The following is a 19,117-nucleotide window of genomic DNA, read 5'->3' as shown; positions in this document are numbered from 1 at the left end:
CTTGGCATAAACTGGGCGCGCCTGTGGCACACCCGGCATGAGCGGGACTTGAACGCCCGTGCAACAGGCTTGTCCATGTCGTTGGTCGAAAATTATGGCAGGTTGATGTGCCCGGCAAAGGCGTGCGCCAGAGCGTCCGGCGTCATCTCGGCCAGCATCGGCAACCGGCCCAGCGCCGCCACCTTGCCCAGCGCGGGAATGATCCGTTCATTTTCGGCATGTTCGTCGCCAATGAAGGCGATGCCGGCAATCGGCACGTCGCGGGCGCGCAACGCTTCGATGCTGAGCAAACTGTGGTTGATGGTGCCAAGGGCGGTGCGCGCGCACAGGATGACCGGCTGGCCCCAATGGGCAAACAGGTCGATCATCAGCATCGTTTCGCTGATGGGCACCATCAGCCCGCCCGCCCCTTCGACCACCAGCGGCCCGTCGACGCGCGGCAGCGCCAGCCGGTCGAGCCGAATGTCCACCCCGTCGATCCGCGCGGCAAGATGGGGCGATGCCGGCGTCGCCAGCCGGTAGGCTTCGGGCAATATGCGTTCGGCCGGCAGGCCGGACAGGGCGGCGACGGTTTCCTTGTCGCCTTCCGGATCGACGCCGGCCTGGATCGGCTTCCAGTAACAGGCGCCCAGCGCGCCGGCCAGGCCGGCGGCGAACACGGTCTTGCCAATGCCGGTATCGGTTCCCGTCACGATGAAGATGGTCATGCGACGTGACTGCGCAACAGCTCGCCCAGCGCCAGCACATCGTTGCGACCGACGTTGAGGCTGAGCGAAATGCGCAGCCGGCTGGTCCCCGCCGGCACGGTGGGCGGGCGAATGCCGCGCACGTCGAACCCTGCCTCCTGCAAGGCGGCGGCGGTCGCCATGGTGCGGGCGTCATCCTCCAATATGACGGGGATGATCTGGCTGCGCGGGCGCGACAGGCCGAGCGGCGCGCAGATCGCTTCCGCCGCATCCTGGCGCAGCGTCGCCAGCCGGTCGCGGCGATTGTCCGCCGCCTCGATGCGGTCGATCGCGGCGGCGGCGGCGACCGCCATCAATGGCGAGGGCGCGGTCGAATAGATGAAGGGCCGGGCGCGATTGACCAGATAGTCGATCAGGATGCGCGGGCCACAGATCAGCGCGCCCTCCGCGCCCATCGCCTTGCCGCAGGTGTGCAGCGTCACGACATTGTGCAGCCCGTCCAGACCCGCCGACAGACCACGGCCGGACGGGCCGAAGACGCCGGTGCCATGGGCTTCATCCAGCAGCAGCATCGCTTCATGCCGGGCGGCGAGCTTTGCCAGGTCCGCCAGCGGCGCCATGTCGCCTTCCATGGAATAGAGCGTTTCCACCGCGATCCACACCCGGCCCTTGCCCCCTTCGGCGCGAAAGGCGGCGATCAGGTCGGCAAAGTTCTGCACGTCATTGTGGCGCGCGAACACCGCGCTCGCCTTGCTCATGCGGATGCCGTCATGGACGCTGGCATGCACCAGTTCGTCCGCCACGATCAGGTCGCCGCGCTGTGGCAGCGCCGACAGCAACGCCAGATTGGCGACATAGCCATTGGCCAGGAACAGCGCCGCCTGGGTGCGGAAAAAGTCGGCCGCCTTCGCCTCCAGCCCTTCATGTTCGGGCGCATTGCCGCGCAGCAGTCGCGATCCGCCCGATCCCAGCGGCACGCCCCGCGCGACTGCATCGGCCACCGCCTGCGCGATCATCGGGTCGCTGGAAAGGCCGAGATAATCGTTGGAGGCGAAATCGCGACCGGCGCGGGGTGAAAGCCGGCGCAGGCGTCCGCGCTGTTCCAGCGCGGCAAGCTGGGACCGGAAGGGTTCGGCAGTCATGGCGCGGGCTATAGGCGCGCCCGGAAAGGGGGGCAAGCAAGCCGCTGCGCAGGTGCAGCAAGGATGCGAGACCGGCCATAGAAACATGCCGGCCCCGCTGGCGGAACGGAGCCGGCACGGTCGGCCAATACAGGCCTATGCCAGTCAGCCTAGCCGATCATCCCCCATGCGCCAGCGCGGCGAGCAATAGCAGCGCAACGATGTTGGTGATCTTGATCATCGGGTTGACCGCGGGACCGGCGGTGTCCTTGTAGGGATCGCCCACCGTGTCGCCCGTCACCGCGGCGAGATGGGCAAAGCTGCCCTTGCCGCCATGATTGCCGTCCTCGATATATTTCTTGGCATTGTCCCATGCGCCGCCCCCCGACGTCATCGACAGGGCGACGAACAGCCCGGACACGATCACGCCCAACAGCAACGCACCCAGTGCGGCAAAGCCATTGTCGATGCCCGCCACCGCCGCGATCGCGAAATAGACGATGATCGGGGCCAGCACCGGCAGCAGGCTGGGCAGGATCATTTCGCGGATCGCGGCGCGCGTGACCAGATCGACCGTGCGCGCATAATTGGGCCGCGATTCGCCGCGCAATATGCCATGGTCGGTGGCGAACTGGTGGCGCACATCCTTCACCACATGCCCCGCCGCGCGACCGACCGCCGTCATCCCCATCGCACCGAAGAGATAGGGGAGCAGCGCGCCCAGCAGCAGCCCGACGATCACATAGGGGTTGGACAGGCTGAAATCGACCGGCGCGGTCAGGCCCAGCGCCGAATTATAGAATTTCAGATCCTCGGTATAGGCGCCGAACAGCACCAGCGCCGCCAGCCCCGCCGACCCGATGGCATAGCCCTTCGTCACCGCCTTGGTCGTATTGCCGACCGCATCCAGCGCGTCGGTCTTCACCCGCACCGTCTCGTCCATATGGCTCATTTCGGCGATGCCCCCGGCATTGTCCGTAACCGGGCCATAGGCGTCGAGCGCCACCACCATGCCCGCCAGCGCCAGCATCGCGGTCGCGGCAAAGGCGATGCCTATCAGCCCTGCCGCCTGATAGGCCAGGATGATGCCGACGACGATCACGAGCGTCGGCAGCGCGGTCGCCTCCAGGCTGACCGCCAGCCCCTGGATGACATTGGTGCCGTGGCCGGTTTCTGACGCCTTGGCGATGGAGCGGACCGGGCGGTAATTGGTGCCGGTATAATATTCGGTGATCCACACGATCAGCGCAGTGACGCCCAGCCCCACCATCATCGACCAGAACAGCGCCATGCCGCTATAACCGCCAACACCGTCCAGATCGGCGCCGAACACCGTGGTCATATCCCCCAGCACCCAGTTGGTCGCGAGATAGATGGCAGGAATCGACAGGATGGCGGTGGTCCAGAAGCCCTTGTAGAGCGCGCCCATGATCGACTGCGACCGGCCCAGCCGCACCATATAGGTGCCGATGATCGACGTGATGATGCACAATCCCCCGACGATCAGCGGCAGGCCCATCAGCTTCATCAGGAATGCATTGTCCACGCCCGTCACCAGCAGCGCGGTCAGAACCATCGTCGCGCCGACGGTCACGACATAGGTTTCGAACAGGTCGGCCGCCATGCCGGCGCAATCGCCCACATTGTCGCCGACATTGTCCGCGATGACGGCGGGGTTGCGGGGGTCATCCTCGGGTATGCCCGCCTCCACCTTGCCTACCAGGTCCGCGCCGACGTCGGCCGCCTTGGTGAAGATGCCGCCGCCCAGCCGCGCGAAGATGGAGATGAGCGACGCGCCAAAGGCCAAGGCGACCAGCGAATCGATGACCAGCCGGTCGTCGGGCGCATGGCCTGCCGGCCCGGTCAGGAACCAGAAAAAGCCGCTGATCGCCAGCAGCGCCAGCCCCGCCACCAGCATCCCGGTGATCGCGCCCGCGCGAAAGGCGACGGTCAGGCCGCTCTGCAACGATCCGCGCGCCGCTTCGGCGGTGCGCACATTGGCCCGCACCGAAATGGTCATGCCGATGAAACCGGCCGCGCCCGACAGGATCGCGCCGATCAGGAACCCGATCGCGGACGTCAGCCCCAGGAACAGCGCGACCAGGACAGCGACGACGACGCCGACGACGGCAATGGTGCTATATTGCCGCCCCAGATAGGCCTTCGCCCCTTCCTGGATCGCCCCTGCGATCGCCTGCATCGTGGCGTTTCCCGGCGACGCGGCCAGCACCTGCCGCGCGGTGAAAAGGCCGTAGAGCACGGCCAGCAGGCCGCATCCTATGGCGATAAAGACTATCTCCATGCTTGATCCTCTCCCCCTGTTGTTGCTGTCATCGGCCGCTCCGCAGGGAATGACGGGCGGACGAAGGGCGCAAGGGCGGGCGGCCGGACAAAAGGCGTTCGGCATCTGGCACCGCGTCAATCAGCATCGGGCGTCACGCATGGCACGTGCCTTCCAACCAACTGAGAAATAGGCAGCGATCAAGCTACAGGCGCGATGGCGCGCGTCAAGATGGTCGCGGAACGTTGCGCAACCGGCCGCCGATGCTCTGGGTCAATGTTCCCAGCCAAGTCTTTCGGGCAGCGGCATGGCCGCGCCGTCGATCATCAGCGTCAGGCCAGCGCCGGACGACACATGGCCGATGGGGATAGCACGCACAGGCGGGGCGACGCCGCGCGGCAGGGTAAAGAGCAGTTCATAGTCATCGCCCGCCCGTGCCGCCGCCATCTGGACGGCGGTGCTCGCGCCGCGCGCCTTTTCCAGCGCCGGTGACAGCGGGACATGATCGATGGTGATCGCGACCTGGCTGGCCTGCGCCATGCGCGCCGCGTCGATCAGCAGCCCGTCCGACAGGTCCATCATCGCGCTGACCACCGGCGCGAGCAGCATGCCTTCGGACAGGCGCGGACGCGGCCGGCGATAGGCGTCGACCAGCGGACCCGACGCCGCCGGATCGGCGCGGGCCAGGTCCAGGCCTATCCCTGCGTCGCCCACCGGTCCTGTCACATAGAGCCGATCCCCCGCCTGCGCGCCGGCGCGGCTGGGCACCACGCCGCGCGATTCCCCCATGGCGGTCAGGCTGTAGCTGCGCGCCGACCCCGCCGGCATTTTGACAGTGTCGCCGCCCAGCAGCGGCATGGCGTGGCGGTCCAGCATGTCGTGCAACCCGCCAAGAAAGGCCGCGTCCCACGCCGCGTCGCCCGACAGCGCATAGTTGAGCATGCACCCCACAGGCCGCGCCCCTTTGGCCGCCAGGTCCGACAGGTTCACCGCCGCCAGCTTCCAGCCAATGTCGGCAGGCGGATCGGCGGGCAGATAATGCACCCCCTCCACGATCGTGTCGCTGGTGAGGACGAGGCGCGTCTCGCCAAGGGGCAGCACCGCCACGTCGTCCATCAGTCCGCGCGCGCCGTCGTGCACGATACGGCTTCGTAGCAATGTCAGGAATTCGTATTCGTCGGACATGGGATGCCATTCTAGGGCATGGGGAGCGACAAGACCATGGCGAAGGAGGAGGGCGGATGATGCGCTGGATCGGGCTTTTCGCCCTGTGGTTGAGCGCCCTGTGGCTGAATGCTCTGTGCGCCGGGACGGGAAATGCGCAGACGCCCTCGACCGGGCGGATCGTCACCATCGCGGACATGCCGTCGGCCTTCGTCGCGCCGCGCACCATCACCATCTGGCTGCCGCCAGGCTATGACGCGGGCGCGCGGCGCTACCCGGTCCTCTACATGCATGACGGGCAGAATCTGTTCGACGCCACAGCGGCCAATTTCGGCGTCGAATGGGGCATGGACGAAGCGGTGGCGCGGCTGTCCATGCTTCGGGCCGGCCGCCCCGCCATCATCGTCGGCATGGCGAGCACGGACGCGCGCTACCGCGAATATATGCCAAAGGGCGTCTATGACCGGCTGCCCGCAGCCTATGCCCGCATGGTGCGCGACAGCCATGGCGGCGAACCGCTGTCGGACGCCTATCTGCGGTTCATCGTCGAGGAACTCAAGCCCCGCATCGACCGCGACTATCGCACCCTGCCCGGCCGCGACGACACCGCGATCATGGGATCGTCCATGGGCGGGCTGATCTCGCTCTATGCGCTGGGGCGCTATCCTCACATCTTCGGCCAGGCCGCCGCGCTATCGGTTCACTGGCCGCTGGTCGGAGCAGGCGTCGCTGGGGATGTGCCGGCCGATGCCCCCGCCATCGTGGCGGCGGCCTTTTCCGCCTGGTTGCAGGACAGCGGCGTCGATCCGGCCGTCAACCGCCTCTATATCGATCATGGCACAGCCACGCTCGACCGCTATTACCCGCCCTTCGCGCGCGCGATGGAGTCGGTTCTTGCCCGGCGCGGCTGGCGGATCGGCCCCGCCTTCCAGAGCAGGACCTTCACCGGCACCGCCCATGACGAGCGCGCCTGGAGCGAGCGAGTGGATATTCCGCTGCTGTTCCTGCTCGCGCGGCCTGACCGCTGATCAGCCGCGCACGTCCTTCGCCACGCCGTCGAGCAGGCCGTTGACGAACCCGGCTTCGCGCTTGTCGTAAAAGGCGTGGGCGACATCGACATATTCGCTGATGACCGTGCCGGTGCCGACATCCTTGCGCGCCAGCAATTCATAGGTGCCCGCGCGCAAAATCTGGCGCATCGGCTTGTCCAGCCGATCCATCGACCAGCCGCTCGACAGCCGCGCGGCGACCAGCCCGTCAATCTCCGCCCGGCGCTTGTCCACGCCCGTCACGATATCGTCGAAGAAGCTTTCCTCCGCCTGCGCATAGGTCACGTCCTCGATGGTCGCGCCCAGGCGATGCTGGTGGAATTCATGCAGCAGGCTGGCGAGCGGCGTGCCCTCCATTTCCAGCTGGTAAAGCGCCTGGACCGCGGCAAGGCGCGCGGCGGAGCGGGATTTGGAGCGGTCGTTCATACGCCTAGATAATCCGTTCGGTTCGAGCCTGTCGAGAACCCTGTTCCTCCGGTTCTCGACAGGCTCGAACCGAACGGGGATGGTTGTCAGGACAAACGCAGCGCCACGGACGCTGCATGGGCCGGCAGCCCCTCCGCCCGCGCCAGCGCGACGGCGGCCGGGCCGATCGCGCCGATCGCATCGCGATCAAGGCTGAGGAAGCTGGTGCGCTTCATGAAATCGAGCACAGACAGCCCCGAGGAGAAACGCGCGCGCCGGCCGGTCGGCAGCACATGGTTTGGCCCGGCTACATAATCGCCCACTGCTTCGGGCGTCATCCGGCCCAGGAACACCGATCCGGCATGGCGCACCTGCGCGAACAGGGGTTCAGGGTCCTCCACCGCCAGTTCCAGATGCTCCGGCGCCAGCCGGTCGACCAGCGGCATCGCTTCATCAAGGTCGCGCACGATGATGATCGCGCCATTGGCGTCCCAGCTGGTCCGCGCGACCGCGCTGGTGGACAGCGCCGGAATCTGGCGCTCCACCGCCGCAGCGACGGCATCGGCAAAGGCGGCGTCGTCGGTGAAGAGGATCGACTGGCTGGTCGGGTCATGTTCCGACTGGCTGAGCAGGTCGGCCGCGGTCCATTCAGGATCATTGCGGCCATCGGCGACGACGACGATTTCCGACGGCCCCGCCACCATGTCGATGCCGACCACACCGTACAGCTGGCGCTTGGCTTCGGCGACCCAGGCATTGCCAGGACCAGTGATGACGTCCACCGGCCTGATCCGATCGGTGCCATAGGCGAGCGCGGCCACCGCCTGCGCCCCGCCCACGCGCCAGATTTCCTCGATTCCCGCGATCTGCGCGGCGGCAAGGACGAGTGGGTTGATCTCGCCCCCCGGCGTTGGCGTCGCCATCGCGATGCGCTGGACGCCCGCGACCTTGGCCGGGATGACATTCATCAGCAGCGAGCTGGGATAGGCGGCGCGCCCGCCCGGCACATAAAGCCCGGCCGCATCCACCGGCGTCCAGCGCGCGCCCAGCCGCACGCCCGCCGCGTCCACGCCGTCGCTGTCCTGCGGCTTCTGCTTTTCATGATAGGCGGCGATGCGCGCGGCCGCGAGTTCCAGCGCGTCGCGAAGCTCGGTGGAAATCCCGTCGAGCGCGGCGCGTGTCTCCGCCGCCGTCACCGACCAGCCGCTGACATTCAGGTCATGCCGGTCGAACCGCTGCGTATAGTCGGCCAGCACCGCGTCGCCGCCCGCGCGCACGGCCTTGAGGATTGCGGTCACATCACGCGACACATCCTCATCCGCTTCCCGCCGCGCATCGACCAGCGCGGTGAAGGTGGCCGGAAAATCCGCATCCGTGGTGGAAAGGCGCAGGGTCATGCGCGCGCCTCTCCCTCAACCGTCATCCCCGCGCAGGCGGGGATCCATCTCTCCAGCATCGCACTTGATGCAAGGTTGGGAGATGGGTTCCCGCCTTCGCGGGAATGACGAAAATAGATATCATGCCGCATCCTTCACCCCCACGGCGGCGCGGAAGGCTTCGACCAGCGGCACCAGGTCGGCCGACCGCATCTTGTACGCGGCGCGGTTGACGATCAGCCGCGCCGAAATCGGCATGATGATGTCGGTTTCGACAAGGCCATTGGCTTTCAGCGTCGCGCCCGACGACACCAGGTCGACGATCCGGCGCGACAGGCCGAGCGAAGGCGCCAGCTCCATCGCGCCATTCAGCTTCACGCATTCGGCCTGAAGCCCGCGCGCCTCATAATAGCGGCGGGTCAGGTGCGGATATTTGGTCGCGACGCGCACATGGCTCATCGCCGCCGGATCTTCATCGGCCAAGCCTGCCGGCTCGGCGACCGACAGGCGGCAATGGCCGATATCGAGGTCGACCGGCGCGTACAATTCGGAATAGCCGAACTCCTCCACCACGTCGGATCCCACGATGCCGATCTGCGCCGCGCCATGCGCGACGAAGGTCGCGACGTCGAAGGCGCGCACGCGGATGATCGACACGTCCGCCCGATTGGTGGCGAAGCGCAGCGCCCGGCTCTTCTTGTCATGGAATTCCGCCTCCGGCTCGATACCGGCCCTGGCAAGCAAAGGCAGCGCCTCATCGAGGATGCGCCCCTTGGGAATGGCGAAAGTGAGCGAACGAGTCATGACCGCCGCGCCTTACGCGCGAGGGCAGGAAAGGGCAAGGTTGGGGGAAATAGCAGTTGCCCTGAAATTCAGACCGAGCTTTCGCACACCTCAAAAAATCATGCAGTGAGCGAAAACCACCAAAATGAAACATCTGCGTCATTTCGGTATATTTATCTCCATCAAAATTTACCGAAATTTATCTAAAGATTGCGCACTAAATAGTTAAGATATAAATAACTATTTATGTAATCACTAATTTCATATTTTAAATATTTTACTGCATTTGCAATCAAATGGAGATCACAAATGAGAGTGATACGGACTTTTATGTTCTCAATTGCATTGATAACACCAGTGGTTGCATCGCCTCTACACGCTCAGACGACTACCCAATGGGAGAGGATGGATGCTGAGTATGCGCAATGCGTAGATCTGTATCGATCTCGTGGATTTTCCATGAATTATTCTGAGAACACATGCTACGCCCAAGTTTACCGGGGCGAAGGCGACCCACCCACAGGCCAGGATTTCGATCCTTCAGGTTACTACTATAACTAAGCCAGCTTTTGGCCCTATCCTAATTTGTGATAGGGCCAAAAATAATATTTGAGGATAAGTAGAAGGTTTTTGAAAATGAGTCAGGCCGCCTGCGCCATCGCGCCTTGCGTGCTGGCGATCCAGCCGCCGCCCAGCACGCGGTCGCCGGCGTAAAGGACCGCCGCCTGCCCCGGCGCGACGCCATATTCCGGCGCGTCGAAGATCAGCCGGTCGCCCTCCAGCCGCGCGGGCACGGGCCTGGCCATCGATCGCACCTTGGCGGTCAGCGGGCCGGTGAAGTCGCCGCCCAGCCAGTTGATATCCGATAAGAGCGCGCCCGACACCGCCAGCGCCGCCTTCGGCCCCACGATCACCCGGCAGCCTTCTGCCTCCAGCCGCACGACATAGAGCGGGTCGGGCTGCCCGCCAATCTCCAGCCCCTTGCGCTGGCCGACCGTATAATGAATCAGCCCCCGGTGCCGGCCCATTACCCGGCCGTCGACATGGACGATGTCCCCGCCTTCATCCGCGTCGGGGCGCAGTTTCCGAACGATCTTCGCGTAATCGCCATCGGGCACGAAGCAGATGTCCTGGCTGTCGGGCTTCAATGCGACGGACAGGCCGAGTTCGGCGGCGATCTCGCGCACTTGGGCTTTGGGCAGCCCGCCCAGCGGGAAGCGCAGATAGTCGAGCTGCGCCTGCGTCGTCGCAAACAGGAAATAGCTCTGGTCGCGCGCGGGGTCTGCGGCACGGTGCAGCTCCGCCCCGGCCGCGCCCTCGACCCGGCGGACATAATGGCCGGTCGCCAGGCAATCGGCACCCAGGTCGCGCGCGATCTGGAACAGGTCGGTGAACTTCACGCCCATATTGCATTTGACGCACGGGATAGGCGTGCGCCCGGCCATATATTCATCGGCAAAGTCGGCAATCACCGAGTCGCGAAACCGGCTTTCATAATCAAAGACATAATGGGCAATGCCGATGCGGTCGGCGACCGCGCGCGCGTCGCGGATATCCTGCCCCGCGCAGCAGCTGCCCGTGCGGCCGACCGCCGCGCCATGGTCGTATAGCTGAAGCGTGACGCCGATCACCTCCGCGCCGGTCCTGGCCGCGAGCGCGGCGACCACGCTGCTGTCCACGCCGCCGGACATGGCGACGACGATGCGCCGCTGATCGAGCGGCGGGGGAAGCTGAAACTCTGGCTGCATGGGCGCGCATATAGGGCCAAGCGCGGCAAGGCGCAAAAGTTAACGAAATATGACGGGCTTTCTTCGTTTTGCCGCCAGAATGACTCCCAGAACGGGGTGAAGCGTTGGCCGGGTTTACTCTCGATTATCCATTGCCCGCTACAAGCATCCTCCATGGACTTGAGTTTCCTCCGGGCAGGCGGGCTGACACCCGCCAACGCCAGAGTGACCGGCTGGCCCCGCGTGCCGGTCTGGCCCTTCCTGCGCGCCGCCACCGCGGCGGCCCAGGCGGCCAGCCCTACCGCCAAGGCCGTGGCGGGAAGCCTGCGGGGGCAGGATGGAGGCGATGATTGGGTCCAGGGACTGGCGAATATTTTTGCGCCACGTCCCGGCGGCATGATCGAAGCCGAGCGATTGTCGGGCAGTTTCAACCCGGTGGTCGCAGGTCGTCTGACAAGGGGACAGGAGGAATGAAGCCGGTGTTTACCTTCGCGCTTTAGCCCCTGTTCAGGGCTGATGGAGATAACAGGGTTTCACGGCAGAGTTCGGCAAGGCCAGCGCCGCAAATTGAGGTAAGAATGATCGAGAACCAGAAAATCAGGCCAGCCCAGGTCGTCGGTCCGCTCGGAGAGCCGCTGACGCTCGACAGCCTGCCGCCGCGCGACACGACGCGATGGGTGGTGCGGCGCAAGGCCGAAGTGGTCGCCGCCGTCAATGGTGGCCTGCTCAGCGTGGATGAGGCCTGCGCCCGCTACAATCTGACGCTGGAGGAATTTGCCGGCTGGCAGCGCGCGGTCGACCGGTCGGGCATGCACGGCCTGCGCGTGACGCGCATCCAATATTATAAGTCGCTCTACGAGCGGCAGCAGAAATACTGACCTCCCCCGGCTGATCGCCGCCCCTGCGGCAAGGACGACAGCTTATCCTTGAAGCCGCCGGCGCGCTCCGGCGGCTTCTTTTCGTTGGTGCGCAAAAAAACCTGCTCCAACGGGCGCAAAGCCAAGATGGTTTCAACCCCGGAATCATTTTTGCGTAATGGAACGCGATGCCCCTTGCTCCGTTGAATAGGCACCCAACCCGATGGGGGCCTGGTCAAGGAGAGTAACATGGGAATCATCTTGTGGCTGATCGTCGGCGGCATCATCGGCTGGCTTGCCAGCATGGTCATGCGCACGGACGCCCAGCAGGGCATATTGCTCAATATTGTCGTCGGCATCGTCGGCGCGTTCATCGGCGGCCTGATCTTCAGCGGCGGTTCGATCAATGACGGCCTGACCGTCTACAGCTTCCTCGTGTCGCTGGTCGGCGCGATCATCCTGCTGGCGATCGTCAACCTGGTGCGTCGCGGCTCGATGCGCTAAGCGCGAAAGCGCCTTAATCCTAAAAGGCCGCGCCCGCCGGGCGCGGCCTTTTTTGCGTGCGCTTAACGCCGGGCGATAGTCAGCCGATACAATATCAAGATCGCCGCCGATCCCATTAAAGCCGCAATAAAACCCGCTCTCTGATCCGCGCCGTAAAGCCCCATCAGTCTTCCCATGAAGCCTCCCAGCAACGCGCCCGCGATCCCCAGCAAAATCCTCACCACATGACCGCCCGGATCGCGCGCCGGCATCCGGAAACCCGCCACCACGCCCGCAAGTAGGCCGATGACAATCCACCCCAGCACGTCCATGACGCACTCCCCTCATGCCTGAATATGCGACCCGCGCGGATAGCGCCACAAAAGCGCGCGGTTGGCAAGTCGATGCGCTATCGAAACGGTCCAGCCCGTGCTATGGCGTCGCCATGACGAAAGGCCCGATCGGGTCTGGCCGGACGGTCACATTATCGCTTTGCCCTCTCCCCTGCCCCCATGATAAATGGGCTTGAGGCAGGTGATATATTCATATAACACAGTCGCCAACAGGGGCAAAGCGCCGGAGAGATGGAATCGGCATGAACTACGAAACCCAGCTGCTGGGCGACTCGGCAATCATCATGGACGGGGATGATCGGCGCCGCAGCAGGAAGAAGCTCATCATCGGCGCTGGTGTCGTCGTTGCGCTGATCGCGGTCGCCGCCGCCATTTCGATGCGCGGCGGTGATCCTGCCGCGACGCCTGCGCCGGGCGCGGTCGCGCCGGTCGTCACCGTCACCAGCCCCGGCCAGTCGACGGTCGCCCGGACCGTGCGCGCGACGGGCTCGCTCGCCGCGCGCGTCGACATGCCGGTCGGCGTCGTGGGCGAAGGCGGCATGGTCAGCCGCGTTCTGGTGCAGCCGGGCGACTGGGTGAAGGCGGGCCAGACGCTCGCGACGATCGAACGGTCGGTGCAGAGCGAACAGGTGCGCTCGCTCGCGGCGCAGGTCGAGGTCGCCCGCGCCGACGCCAAGCTCGCCCAGGCGCAGCTTGATCGCGCCAAGGCGCTGGTCGGCCGCGGCTTCATCAGCGCCGCCGACATCGACCAGCGCACCGCCACCCGCGACCAGGCGGAGGCGCGCGTGCGCGTCGCCCAGGCGCAGCTGGCCGAACAACGCGCGCGCACGGGCCGACTGGATATTCGCGCGCCGGCCGCCGGACTGGTGCTGACACGGTCGGTCGAGCCGGGCCAGATCGTGCAGGCGGGCAGCGGCGTGCTGTTCCGCATGGCCAAGGGCGGCGAGATGGAAATGCAGGCGCAGGTCGCGGAGGGTGACCTCGCAACGCTGCGTCCCGGCAACAGCGCCGTCATCACCCCCATTGGCAGCGATGTGCAGCTGACGGGTCGCGTCTGGCAGGTGTCGCCCGTGGTCGATCCCCAGACGCGCCAGGGCATCGCGCGCATCGCCATTCCCTACAGCAAGGCGGTCCGCCCGGGCGGCTTTGCCTCCGCCACGATCACCAGCGGATCGGGCAGCGCCCCGCTGCTGCCGGAATCGGCGGTGCAGAGCGATCCCAAGGGCAGTTTCGTCTACATCGTCAATGGCAAGAATCAGGTCGAACGGCGCAATGTCACGGTGGGTCAGGTGTCCGATGAGGGCGTCGCCATCACCAGCGGCATCACAGGCGCTGAAAAGATCGTGACCTCGGCCGGCGCCTTCCTGACGCCGGGGCAGAAGGTGAAGCCGGAACTGGCGAAGGGTCGCTGAGGCGACAGGGTCGATCTCGGCCCGGCAAGGACAGACAAGGCGATCGCCAAGGTTGGCGGTCGGTGAAGGAAGCGCGTCATGAACTTTCGCAACATTTCCGCATGGTCGATCCGTAATCCGGTGACGCCGCTGGTGCTGTTCGCCGCCCTGGTGCTGGCGGGCGTCGTCAGCTTCATGCGGATGGACGTGAACCAGAATCCCGACGTCAGCTTCCCCATGGTCAGCGTCACCGTCGTCCAGCCGGGCGCCGCACCGACCGAGCTGGAAACCCAGGTCACGCAGCGCGTCGAGGCTGCCGTCCGAGGCATCAGCGGGGTGGAGGACATCACCTCCTTCGCGTCCGAAGGCCAGTCGCTCACCAACGTCCAGTTCCAGATCGGCACCCCGGTCGACCGCGCGGTCAACGACGTCAAGAATGCCGTTGATCAGATCCGCAGCGACCTGCCACAGGGCATATTGGAACCACAGGTCCAGCGCATCGACGTGGATGGCGGCCCAATCGCCTATTTCAGCGCCGAAGCGACCGACATGACGCTGGAGGAACTGTCCTGGTATGTGGACAACACCATCGCCAAGCGCCTGCTGAGCATCAGCGGCATGGCGGCGGTCAATCGCGGCGGCGGCGTCAGCCGCGAAATCCGCGTGATCCTCGATCCCGCCAAGCTCCAGGCCTATGGCATCACCGCCGCGCAGGTGAATGCGCAACTGCAACAGGTGAACATCAATTCGGCGGGCGGCCGCACCGAAATCGCGGGCGCCGAACAATCGATCCGCGTGCTGGGCAACGCCCGCAACGCCACCGCGCTGGGCGAAACCCAGATCGCCATTTCCGGCGGCCGTACCGTCAAGCTCGCCGACCTTGCCACCGTGCGCGACATGTATGCCGAACAGCGCAGCCTGTCGTTGATGAACGGCCGTCAGGTGACAAGCTTCAGCATCGCCAAGGCCAAGGGGTCTTCGGACGTCACCGTTTATGACGAAGCGATGAAGGTGCTGGACCAGCTGAAAAAGGAAAATCCCAAGGTCCAGTACAAGCAGCTTTACAGCAGCGTCGAATATACGCGCGGTCAGTATCACAGCGCCATGTCGGCGATGATCGAAGGCGCGGTGCTCGCTGTCGTCATCGTCTTCCTGTTCCTGCGCGACTGGCGCGCGACGATGATTTCCGCGCTGGCCATTCCTCTGTCGGCCATCCCGTCCTTCTGGTTCATGGACATGATGGGCTTTACGCTGAACGGCATCTCGCTGCTGGCATTGAGCCTGGTCGCGGGCGTGCTGGTCGATGACGCGATCGTGGAGATCGAAAATATCGTGCGCCACATGCGCATGGGCAAATCCGCCTATCAGGCGTCGATCGACGCTGCGGACGAGATCGGCCTCGCCGTGCTGGCCACCACCATGGCGATTGTCGCAGTCTTCCTGCCCGTCGCGTTGATGCCGGGCCTTGCCGGCCAGTTCTTCATTCAGTTCGGCATGACCGTGGTCGTGTCGGTGCTGATGAGCCTTGCCGTGGCGCGGCTTATCACCCCCATGGTCGCGGCCTATTTCCTCAAGGCCCATGGTGAAGCGAGCCATGGCGAAGGCTGGATGATGGACCGCTATATGGGCGTGCTGCGCTGGTCGCTCGAAGACCGCAGGGCCAAGGCGCGCCACGCGCGTGGCGGCGTGCGCAATCACCTGGCGGGCTTTTTCACCGACCACCGCGTCTGGACGCTAGGCGCGGGCATCCTGGCCTTCATCGCCACGATCGCCGCCTTCGCCACGTTGCCCATGACGTTCCAGCCGACGATCAACACCGATTTCAGCCAGGTGAAGATCGAAACCGTGCCGGGCAGCACGCTGGAACAGACCACCGCGATCACGCGCAAGGTCGCCGACATGCTGGCGGCCGACACGCAGACGGTCGAAGCCGCCTTTGCCGACATCAATCCCACCAGCGCCGATATTTTCCTGACGCTCAAGAAAGACCGGCCGATGACGTCGGTGGAATGGGAACGCAAGGTCGCGCCCAAATTCCAGACGATCGCCGACGCGCGCGTCAATTTCCAGTCGCAATCAGGCGGCGGCTTTGGTCGCGACGTCATCATGATGTTCGGATCGGACGATCCGGCGCTGCTGGAACGCACCGCCAACAAGCTGGTCGGGGAAATGAAGGGCCTCAAGGAACTGCGCGACCCGCGCGTCCAGGGCGACATGCAGCGGCCCGAAATCATCATCAAGCCGCGCATGGACCTCGCCGCCAGCATGGGCGTGACGACGGCGGCACTCAGCCAGTCGATCCGTATCGCCACGATCGGCGATATCGACCAGAATGTCGCCAAATTCTCGCTGTCGGACCGCCAGATCCCGATCCGCGTGTCCCTTTCCGAAGACAGCCGGCGCGACCTGTCGACGATTCAGAACATGCCCGTCCCCACCGTGTCGGGCGGCACCGTGCCGCTGCGCGTAGTGGCCAATATCAGCTTTGGCGCCGGCCCAACCCAGATTCGCCGCTACAACCAGATCCGCCGCATCGTCGTCGGCGCCGACCTCGCCCCCGGCCTCGTCACCAGCCAGGCGATGACGAAAATCAACGCACTGCCGACGATGAAGGCGATCAACGAAGGCCGCATTCAGGGCGTGCAGAAAATCAATGCGGGCGACGCCAAATGGCAGCTGGAAATGCTTCAGAATTTCGTGATCGCCGTCTTTTCTGGCGTGTTGCTGGTGCTCGCTGTGCTGGTCCTGCTGTACAAACGGATCATGCCGCCCTTCGTCAACCTTGGCTCGCTGTTGCTGGCGCCGCTTGGCGGGGCGCTGGCGCTGCATGTCGCTGGGCAACCGCTGTCGATGCCCGTCTTCATCGGCCTGCTGATGCTGCTGGGGATCGTTGCAAAGAACTCCATCCTCGTCATCGACTTCGCGCTCGAGGAAATGGAAAAGGGCGTGCCCAAGAAGGAAGCAATCATCGACGCCGGCCACAAGCGCGCCCAGCCGATCGTCATGACCACGGTCGCCATGGTCGCGGGCATGGTGCCCACCGCCCTGTCGCTGTCGGGCGATGCGGCCTGGCGCGCGCCCATGGGCATCACCGTGATCGGCGGCCTTATCCTGTCGACCATCCTGACGCTGGTCATCGTGCCGGCGGTGTTCAGCCTGGCGATTGGTCTTGAAAGCTGGGTCGGTCCGCGCCTCGGCCGTGGCCTGCTGACCTACAAGCCCGGTGATGACGGGCGGCCGGTGCCGGGCCATGCGCCCGCCGAATGAGCGCGGCCGGCCAGGCGGCAGTGACTCTTGGACCAAAAGAGAGGCTTGCCTGAACGAAACGGGCGCGTAACCGTTTCCCGCCCATGAAGCTGCTCGCCGCGCCCCGCCCCCCACTGGCCCCTGCTTCCCATCCGGCGCGGCGCATGCGGATCATGGCGACGGGCATGCTGGTCGCGATGGCGCTGCTGTTCATCCTTGCGCGCGCGACCGTCCATCTTCATCCCGCAATCGGCTTCGTCCAGGCCTTTGCCGAAGCCGCGATGGTGGGCGGCCTGGCGGACTGGTTCGCGGTGACGGCCCTGTTCCGCCACCCGCTCGGCCTCCCCATTCCGCACACCGCGATCATCCCGCGCAACAAGGACCGGATCGGCGACACGCTCGCCATCTTCCTGCGCGACAATTTCCTCACCCCCGCCGTCGTCGCGCGGCGGATGCAGCATATGGACGTGGCCGCGGCGGCCGGTCGCTTCCTGGCCAGCCCGTCGGGCGGCGACGGTCGACTGCGGGAGGGCGCATCGCGCCTGATCGCGGACATATTGGAAGCGCTCGACCAGGAACGGCTGGGCGGCATGGTCAAGGGCGCGATCGGCCAGCGGCTGCGCGCCATCAATATCGCGCCGCTCGCCGGTCAGGCGATCGAGGCGGCGATGCGCGACGGCCGCCACGGCCCGGTCATGGATGGCATCATCCACTGGGCCGACCGCACGCTCGAAGCGAACGAGCATCTCATCCGCCAGATGGTGCATGACCGCGCGGGCAAGGTGCTGCGCTGGACCGGGCTGGACGAAAATCTGGCCGACGCCATCCTGTCGGGCCTGCGCAAGCTGCTCGCCGAAATGGCGCAGGACCCCGGCCATCCGCTGCGGCTGAAGGCGGAGGAGGGCATGGCCAAGCTCGCCTTCGACCTGCAATATGACCTGGACATGCAGGCAAAGGTCGCGGGCATCCGCGACGAAATCCTCGACAATCCGGCGATGCAGCGCTGGATCGACGGCTTGTGGGAACAGGCGCGCGCCGGCTTGCTGCGCGCGGTGCGCGATCCCGGTCGCGCCATGGCCGGACGGCTGGGCGAGGCGCTGCGCGCGCTGGGCGGCACCTTGCAACAGGAAGCGCGGCTGCGGCTCGTCATCAATCGCTTCGTGCGGCGCGCGGCGGTGGGCGCGACCGCCAGCTATGGCGATGCGATTGTGCGCCTCGTCAGCGATACGGTGCGCGGATGGGATGCGGGCACCGTCACCACCCGCCTTGAACATGCGGTCGGACGCGACCTGCAATATATCCGCATAAACGGCACGCTGGTCGGCGGTCTGGTCGGCCTTGCCATTCACGCCATCGACACGCTGCTGTGACGAACGGAGCCGGGACGCACCGGGCCAATCGGTGCGCCCCGGCGGGACCGGCCGCGCAGAGGAGAGAGTCAGGCGGCGGTCCCTGATCGAACCGAAAATCAGTCGGTGGGCGGCGCGGCCCGCTGGTCGGGTGCTTCGCCCTGCAGCGGGGGTGGCGGCAATTCCTCCGCGCTCAGCACGCCATCGCCATTCTGGTCCTCATCGCTGAACAGGGCGAGCGCAGGCGCGAGAAATTCGTCCCGCGATATCTGGCCGTCATCATTGCTGTCTTCGGGCCAGGGCATGGCGCGCCCGGGCGGGGGCGGCGGCGGGCCGGCATCCACCCTGTTCCCGCGTGGCGGTTCGCCGCCAGGGGGCGGGCCACCTGCCCCGCCTGGGCCACCTCGACCGCCATCGCCATCCGGTCCGCCGCCCGGACCACGTGCGCCCCGCGCGGCGCCTGGGCCGGGCTTTGCAGCAGGCCGCGCTTGCCGCTCATGCCCCAGCATCTTCTGCATCGCCTGTGCCGGGACCAGCCCGTCGCCGTCCGGATCCATCAGGCTGAAGCGGCGCTCCATATAGGCGCGCATTTCCTCCCGCGTGATCTGCCCGTCCTGATCGCTATCCGCAGCCCACGGACCGCCGGCATCGCCCGGCGGCTGCGCGATGGCGACGGACGGCGCGATCAGTCCGGTGGCAAGAAGGATAACTGGCAAACGCATGATGGCTCCTGGCGATGATCCATGATGCGCCACCGCCTCGCACAGAGGCTTTGCCGTCATATGTCCCGTTGCAGCCTGAATGTTGCAGGCTCAGAAGAATAATGTTGCAACATATCATCATTTG

The 19,117-nt window shown here is 65.6% G+C and carries 17 protein-coding genes; 7 read left to right on the top strand and 10 right to left on the bottom strand.

Going from position 1 to position 19,117, the window contains the following annotated elements; all coding sequences use genetic code 11:
• Positions 1–92: 92 nt before the first annotated feature.
• The 4 genes from bioD to thiL form a co-directional block, all read right to left on the bottom strand.
• The gene (gene bioD, locus RLDS_RS41190; RefSeq protein ID WP_021226269.1) at positions 93–707 is read right to left on the bottom strand and encodes a dethiobiotin synthase; all 615 of its coding nucleotides are present in this window, start codon (positions 705–707) and stop codon (positions 93–95) included.
• A complete protein-coding gene (locus tag RLDS_RS41185; RefSeq protein WP_021226268.1) occupies positions 704–1,828 on the bottom strand; it encodes an 8-amino-7-oxononanoate synthase in 1,125 nt (374 codons plus the stop codon). Before RLDS_RS41185 ends, bioD begins: the two co-directional genes overlap by 4 nt.
• A gap of 157 nt (positions 1,829–1,985) precedes the next feature.
• The gene (locus RLDS_RS41180; RefSeq protein ID WP_021226267.1) at positions 1,986–4,109 is read right to left on the bottom strand and encodes a sodium-translocating pyrophosphatase; all 2,124 of its coding nucleotides are present in this window, start codon (positions 4,107–4,109) and stop codon (positions 1,986–1,988) included.
• A 252-nt stretch (positions 4,110–4,361) separates the two neighbouring features.
• Entirely contained in the window at positions 4,362–5,273 is a 912-nt protein-coding gene (gene thiL, locus RLDS_RS41175; RefSeq protein ID WP_021226266.1) for a thiamine-phosphate kinase, read from the bottom strand.
• Between the two features lie 56 nt (positions 5,274–5,329).
• Between thiL and RLDS_RS41170 the strand changes: the two genes are divergently transcribed.
• Positions 5,330–6,280 (top strand): alpha/beta hydrolase, encoded by a 951-nt coding sequence (locus RLDS_RS41170; protein WP_021226265.1) that lies wholly within the window; start codon positions 5,330–5,332, stop codon positions 6,278–6,280.
• Here the strand turns inward: RLDS_RS41170 and nusB are convergent, their stop codons facing one another.
• From nusB to mnmA, 4 genes are all read right to left on the bottom strand, one after another.
• The gene (gene nusB, locus RLDS_RS41165; protein WP_021226264.1) at positions 6,281–6,727 is read right to left on the bottom strand and encodes a transcription antitermination factor NusB; all 447 of its coding nucleotides are present in this window, start codon (positions 6,725–6,727) and stop codon (positions 6,281–6,283) included.
• An 86-nt stretch (positions 6,728–6,813) separates the two neighbouring features.
• Positions 6,814–8,103: a histidinol dehydrogenase gene (gene hisD / locus RLDS_RS41160; RefSeq protein ID WP_021226263.1), complete on the bottom strand. Its 1,290-nt coding sequence runs from the start codon at positions 8,101–8,103 to the stop codon at positions 6,814–6,816.
• A gap of 120 nt (positions 8,104–8,223) precedes the next feature.
• Positions 8,224–8,886: an ATP phosphoribosyltransferase gene (hisG, locus tag RLDS_RS41155; RefSeq protein ID WP_021226262.1), complete on the bottom strand. Its 663-nt coding sequence runs from the start codon at positions 8,884–8,886 to the stop codon at positions 8,224–8,226.
• Positions 8,887–9,506: 620 nt separating this feature from the next.
• Entirely contained in the window at positions 9,507–10,613 is a 1,107-nt protein-coding gene (gene mnmA, locus RLDS_RS41150; RefSeq protein ID WP_021226261.1) for a tRNA 2-thiouridine(34) synthase MnmA, read from the bottom strand.
• Positions 10,614–10,766: 153 nt separating this feature from the next.
• On the opposite strand from mnmA, the gene RLDS_RS41145 reads away from it, so the two are divergent.
• From RLDS_RS41145 to RLDS_RS41135, 3 genes are all read left to right on the top strand, one after another.
• Complete coding sequence (locus RLDS_RS41145; protein ID WP_021226260.1) at positions 10,767–11,066, top strand: hypothetical protein; 300 nt, start codon at positions 10,767–10,769, stop codon at positions 11,064–11,066.
• 104 nt (positions 11,067–11,170) lie between these two features.
• Complete coding sequence (gene sciP / locus RLDS_RS41140) at positions 11,171–11,470, top strand: CtrA inhibitor SciP (RefSeq protein WP_009820412.1); 300 nt, start codon at positions 11,171–11,173, stop codon at positions 11,468–11,470.
• 228 nt (positions 11,471–11,698) lie between these two features.
• A complete protein-coding gene (locus RLDS_RS41135) occupies positions 11,699–11,953 on the top strand; it encodes a GlsB/YeaQ/YmgE family stress response membrane protein (RefSeq protein ID WP_009820411.1) in 255 nt (84 codons plus the stop codon).
• 62 nt (positions 11,954–12,015) lie between these two features.
• On the opposite strand, the gene RLDS_RS41130 is transcribed toward RLDS_RS41135, so the two are convergent.
• Positions 12,016–12,264: a GlsB/YeaQ/YmgE family stress response membrane protein gene (locus tag RLDS_RS41130; protein ID WP_021226259.1), complete on the bottom strand. Its 249-nt coding sequence runs from the start codon at positions 12,262–12,264 to the stop codon at positions 12,016–12,018.
• 263 nt (positions 12,265–12,527) lie between these two features.
• On the opposite strand from RLDS_RS41130, the gene RLDS_RS41125 reads away from it, so the two are divergent.
• The 3 genes from RLDS_RS41125 to RLDS_RS41115 all read left to right on the top strand — a co-directional run bounded on the left by RLDS_RS41125 (position 12,528) and on the right by RLDS_RS41115 (position 18,292).
• Complete coding sequence (locus RLDS_RS41125) at positions 12,528–13,697, top strand: efflux RND transporter periplasmic adaptor subunit (protein ID WP_021226258.1); 1,170 nt, start codon at positions 12,528–12,530, stop codon at positions 13,695–13,697.
• 78 nt (positions 13,698–13,775) lie between these two features.
• A complete protein-coding gene (locus tag RLDS_RS41120; protein WP_021226257.1) occupies positions 13,776–16,943 on the top strand; it encodes an efflux RND transporter permease subunit in 3,168 nt (1,055 codons plus the stop codon).
• An 83-nt stretch (positions 16,944–17,026) separates the two neighbouring features.
• On the top strand, positions 17,027–18,292 hold the full coding sequence (locus RLDS_RS41115) for a DUF445 domain-containing protein (RefSeq protein WP_021226256.1): 1,266 nt from the start codon (positions 17,027–17,029) through the stop codon (positions 18,290–18,292).
• A 98-nt stretch (positions 18,293–18,390) separates the two neighbouring features.
• On the opposite strand, the gene RLDS_RS41110 is transcribed toward RLDS_RS41115, so the two are convergent.
• On the bottom strand, positions 18,391–18,993 hold the full coding sequence (locus tag RLDS_RS41110) for an EF-hand domain-containing protein (RefSeq protein ID WP_021226255.1): 603 nt from the start codon (positions 18,991–18,993) through the stop codon (positions 18,391–18,393).
• Between the last annotated feature and the right edge of the window lie 124 nt (positions 18,994–19,117).

It is taken from the genome of Sphingobium lactosutens DS20 (assembly GCF_000445105.1).
GTDB lineage: Bacteria > Pseudomonadota > Alphaproteobacteria > Sphingomonadales > Sphingomonadaceae > Sphingobium > Sphingobium lactosutens.
Note: the sequence above shows the minus strand (reverse complement) of the source record. Positions and strands in the feature narration are given on the sequence as shown.

What these genes read in the sequence shown, in the direction of transcription:
- RLDS_RS41120 (WP_021226257.1), top strand. Translation starts at nt 13,776, where the DNA reads ATGAACTTTCGCAACATTTCCGCATGGTCGATCCGTAATCCGGTGACG.
- RLDS_RS41185 (WP_021226268.1), bottom strand. Translation starts at nt 1,828, where the DNA reads ATGACTGCCGAACCCTTCCGGTCCCAGCTTGCCGCGCTGGAACAGCGC.
- mnmA (WP_021226261.1), bottom strand. Translation starts at nt 10,613, where the DNA reads ATGCAGCCAGAGTTTCAGCTTCCCCCGCCGCTCGATCAGCGGCGCATC.
- RLDS_RS41145 (WP_021226260.1), top strand. Translation starts at nt 10,767, where the DNA reads ATGGACTTGAGTTTCCTCCGGGCAGGCGGGCTGACACCCGCCAACGCC.
- RLDS_RS41135 (WP_009820411.1), top strand. Translation starts at nt 11,699, where the DNA reads ATGGGAATCATCTTGTGGCTGATCGTCGGCGGCATCATCGGCTGGCTT.
- bioD (WP_021226269.1), bottom strand. Translation starts at nt 707, where the DNA reads ATGACCATCTTCATCGTGACGGGAACCGATACCGGCATTGGCAAGACC.
- RLDS_RS41115 (WP_021226256.1), top strand. Translation starts at nt 17,027, where the DNA reads ATGAAGCTGCTCGCCGCGCCCCGCCCCCCACTGGCCCCTGCTTCCCAT.
- RLDS_RS41125 (WP_021226258.1), top strand. Translation starts at nt 12,528, where the DNA reads ATGAACTACGAAACCCAGCTGCTGGGCGACTCGGCAATCATCATGGAC.
- RLDS_RS41110 (WP_021226255.1), bottom strand. Translation starts at nt 18,993, where the DNA reads ATGCGTTTGCCAGTTATCCTTCTTGCCACCGGACTGATCGCGCCGTCC.
- RLDS_RS41130 (WP_021226259.1), bottom strand. Translation starts at nt 12,264, where the DNA reads ATGGACGTGCTGGGGTGGATTGTCATCGGCCTACTTGCGGGCGTGGTG.
- hisD (WP_021226263.1), bottom strand. Translation starts at nt 8,103, where the DNA reads ATGACCCTGCGCCTTTCCACCACGGATGCGGATTTTCCGGCCACCTTC.
- RLDS_RS41180 (WP_021226267.1), bottom strand. Translation starts at nt 4,109, where the DNA reads ATGGAGATAGTCTTTATCGCCATAGGATGCGGCCTGCTGGCCGTGCTC.
- thiL (WP_021226266.1), bottom strand. Translation starts at nt 5,273, where the DNA reads ATGTCCGACGAATACGAATTCCTGACATTGCTACGAAGCCGTATCGTG.
- nusB (WP_021226264.1), bottom strand. Translation starts at nt 6,727, where the DNA reads ATGAACGACCGCTCCAAATCCCGCTCCGCCGCGCGCCTTGCCGCGGTC.
- sciP (WP_009820412.1), top strand. Translation starts at nt 11,171, where the DNA reads ATGATCGAGAACCAGAAAATCAGGCCAGCCCAGGTCGTCGGTCCGCTC.
- RLDS_RS41170 (WP_021226265.1), top strand. Translation starts at nt 5,330, where the DNA reads ATGATGCGCTGGATCGGGCTTTTCGCCCTGTGGTTGAGCGCCCTGTGG.
- hisG (WP_021226262.1), bottom strand. Translation starts at nt 8,886, where the DNA reads ATGACTCGTTCGCTCACTTTCGCCATTCCCAAGGGGCGCATCCTCGAT.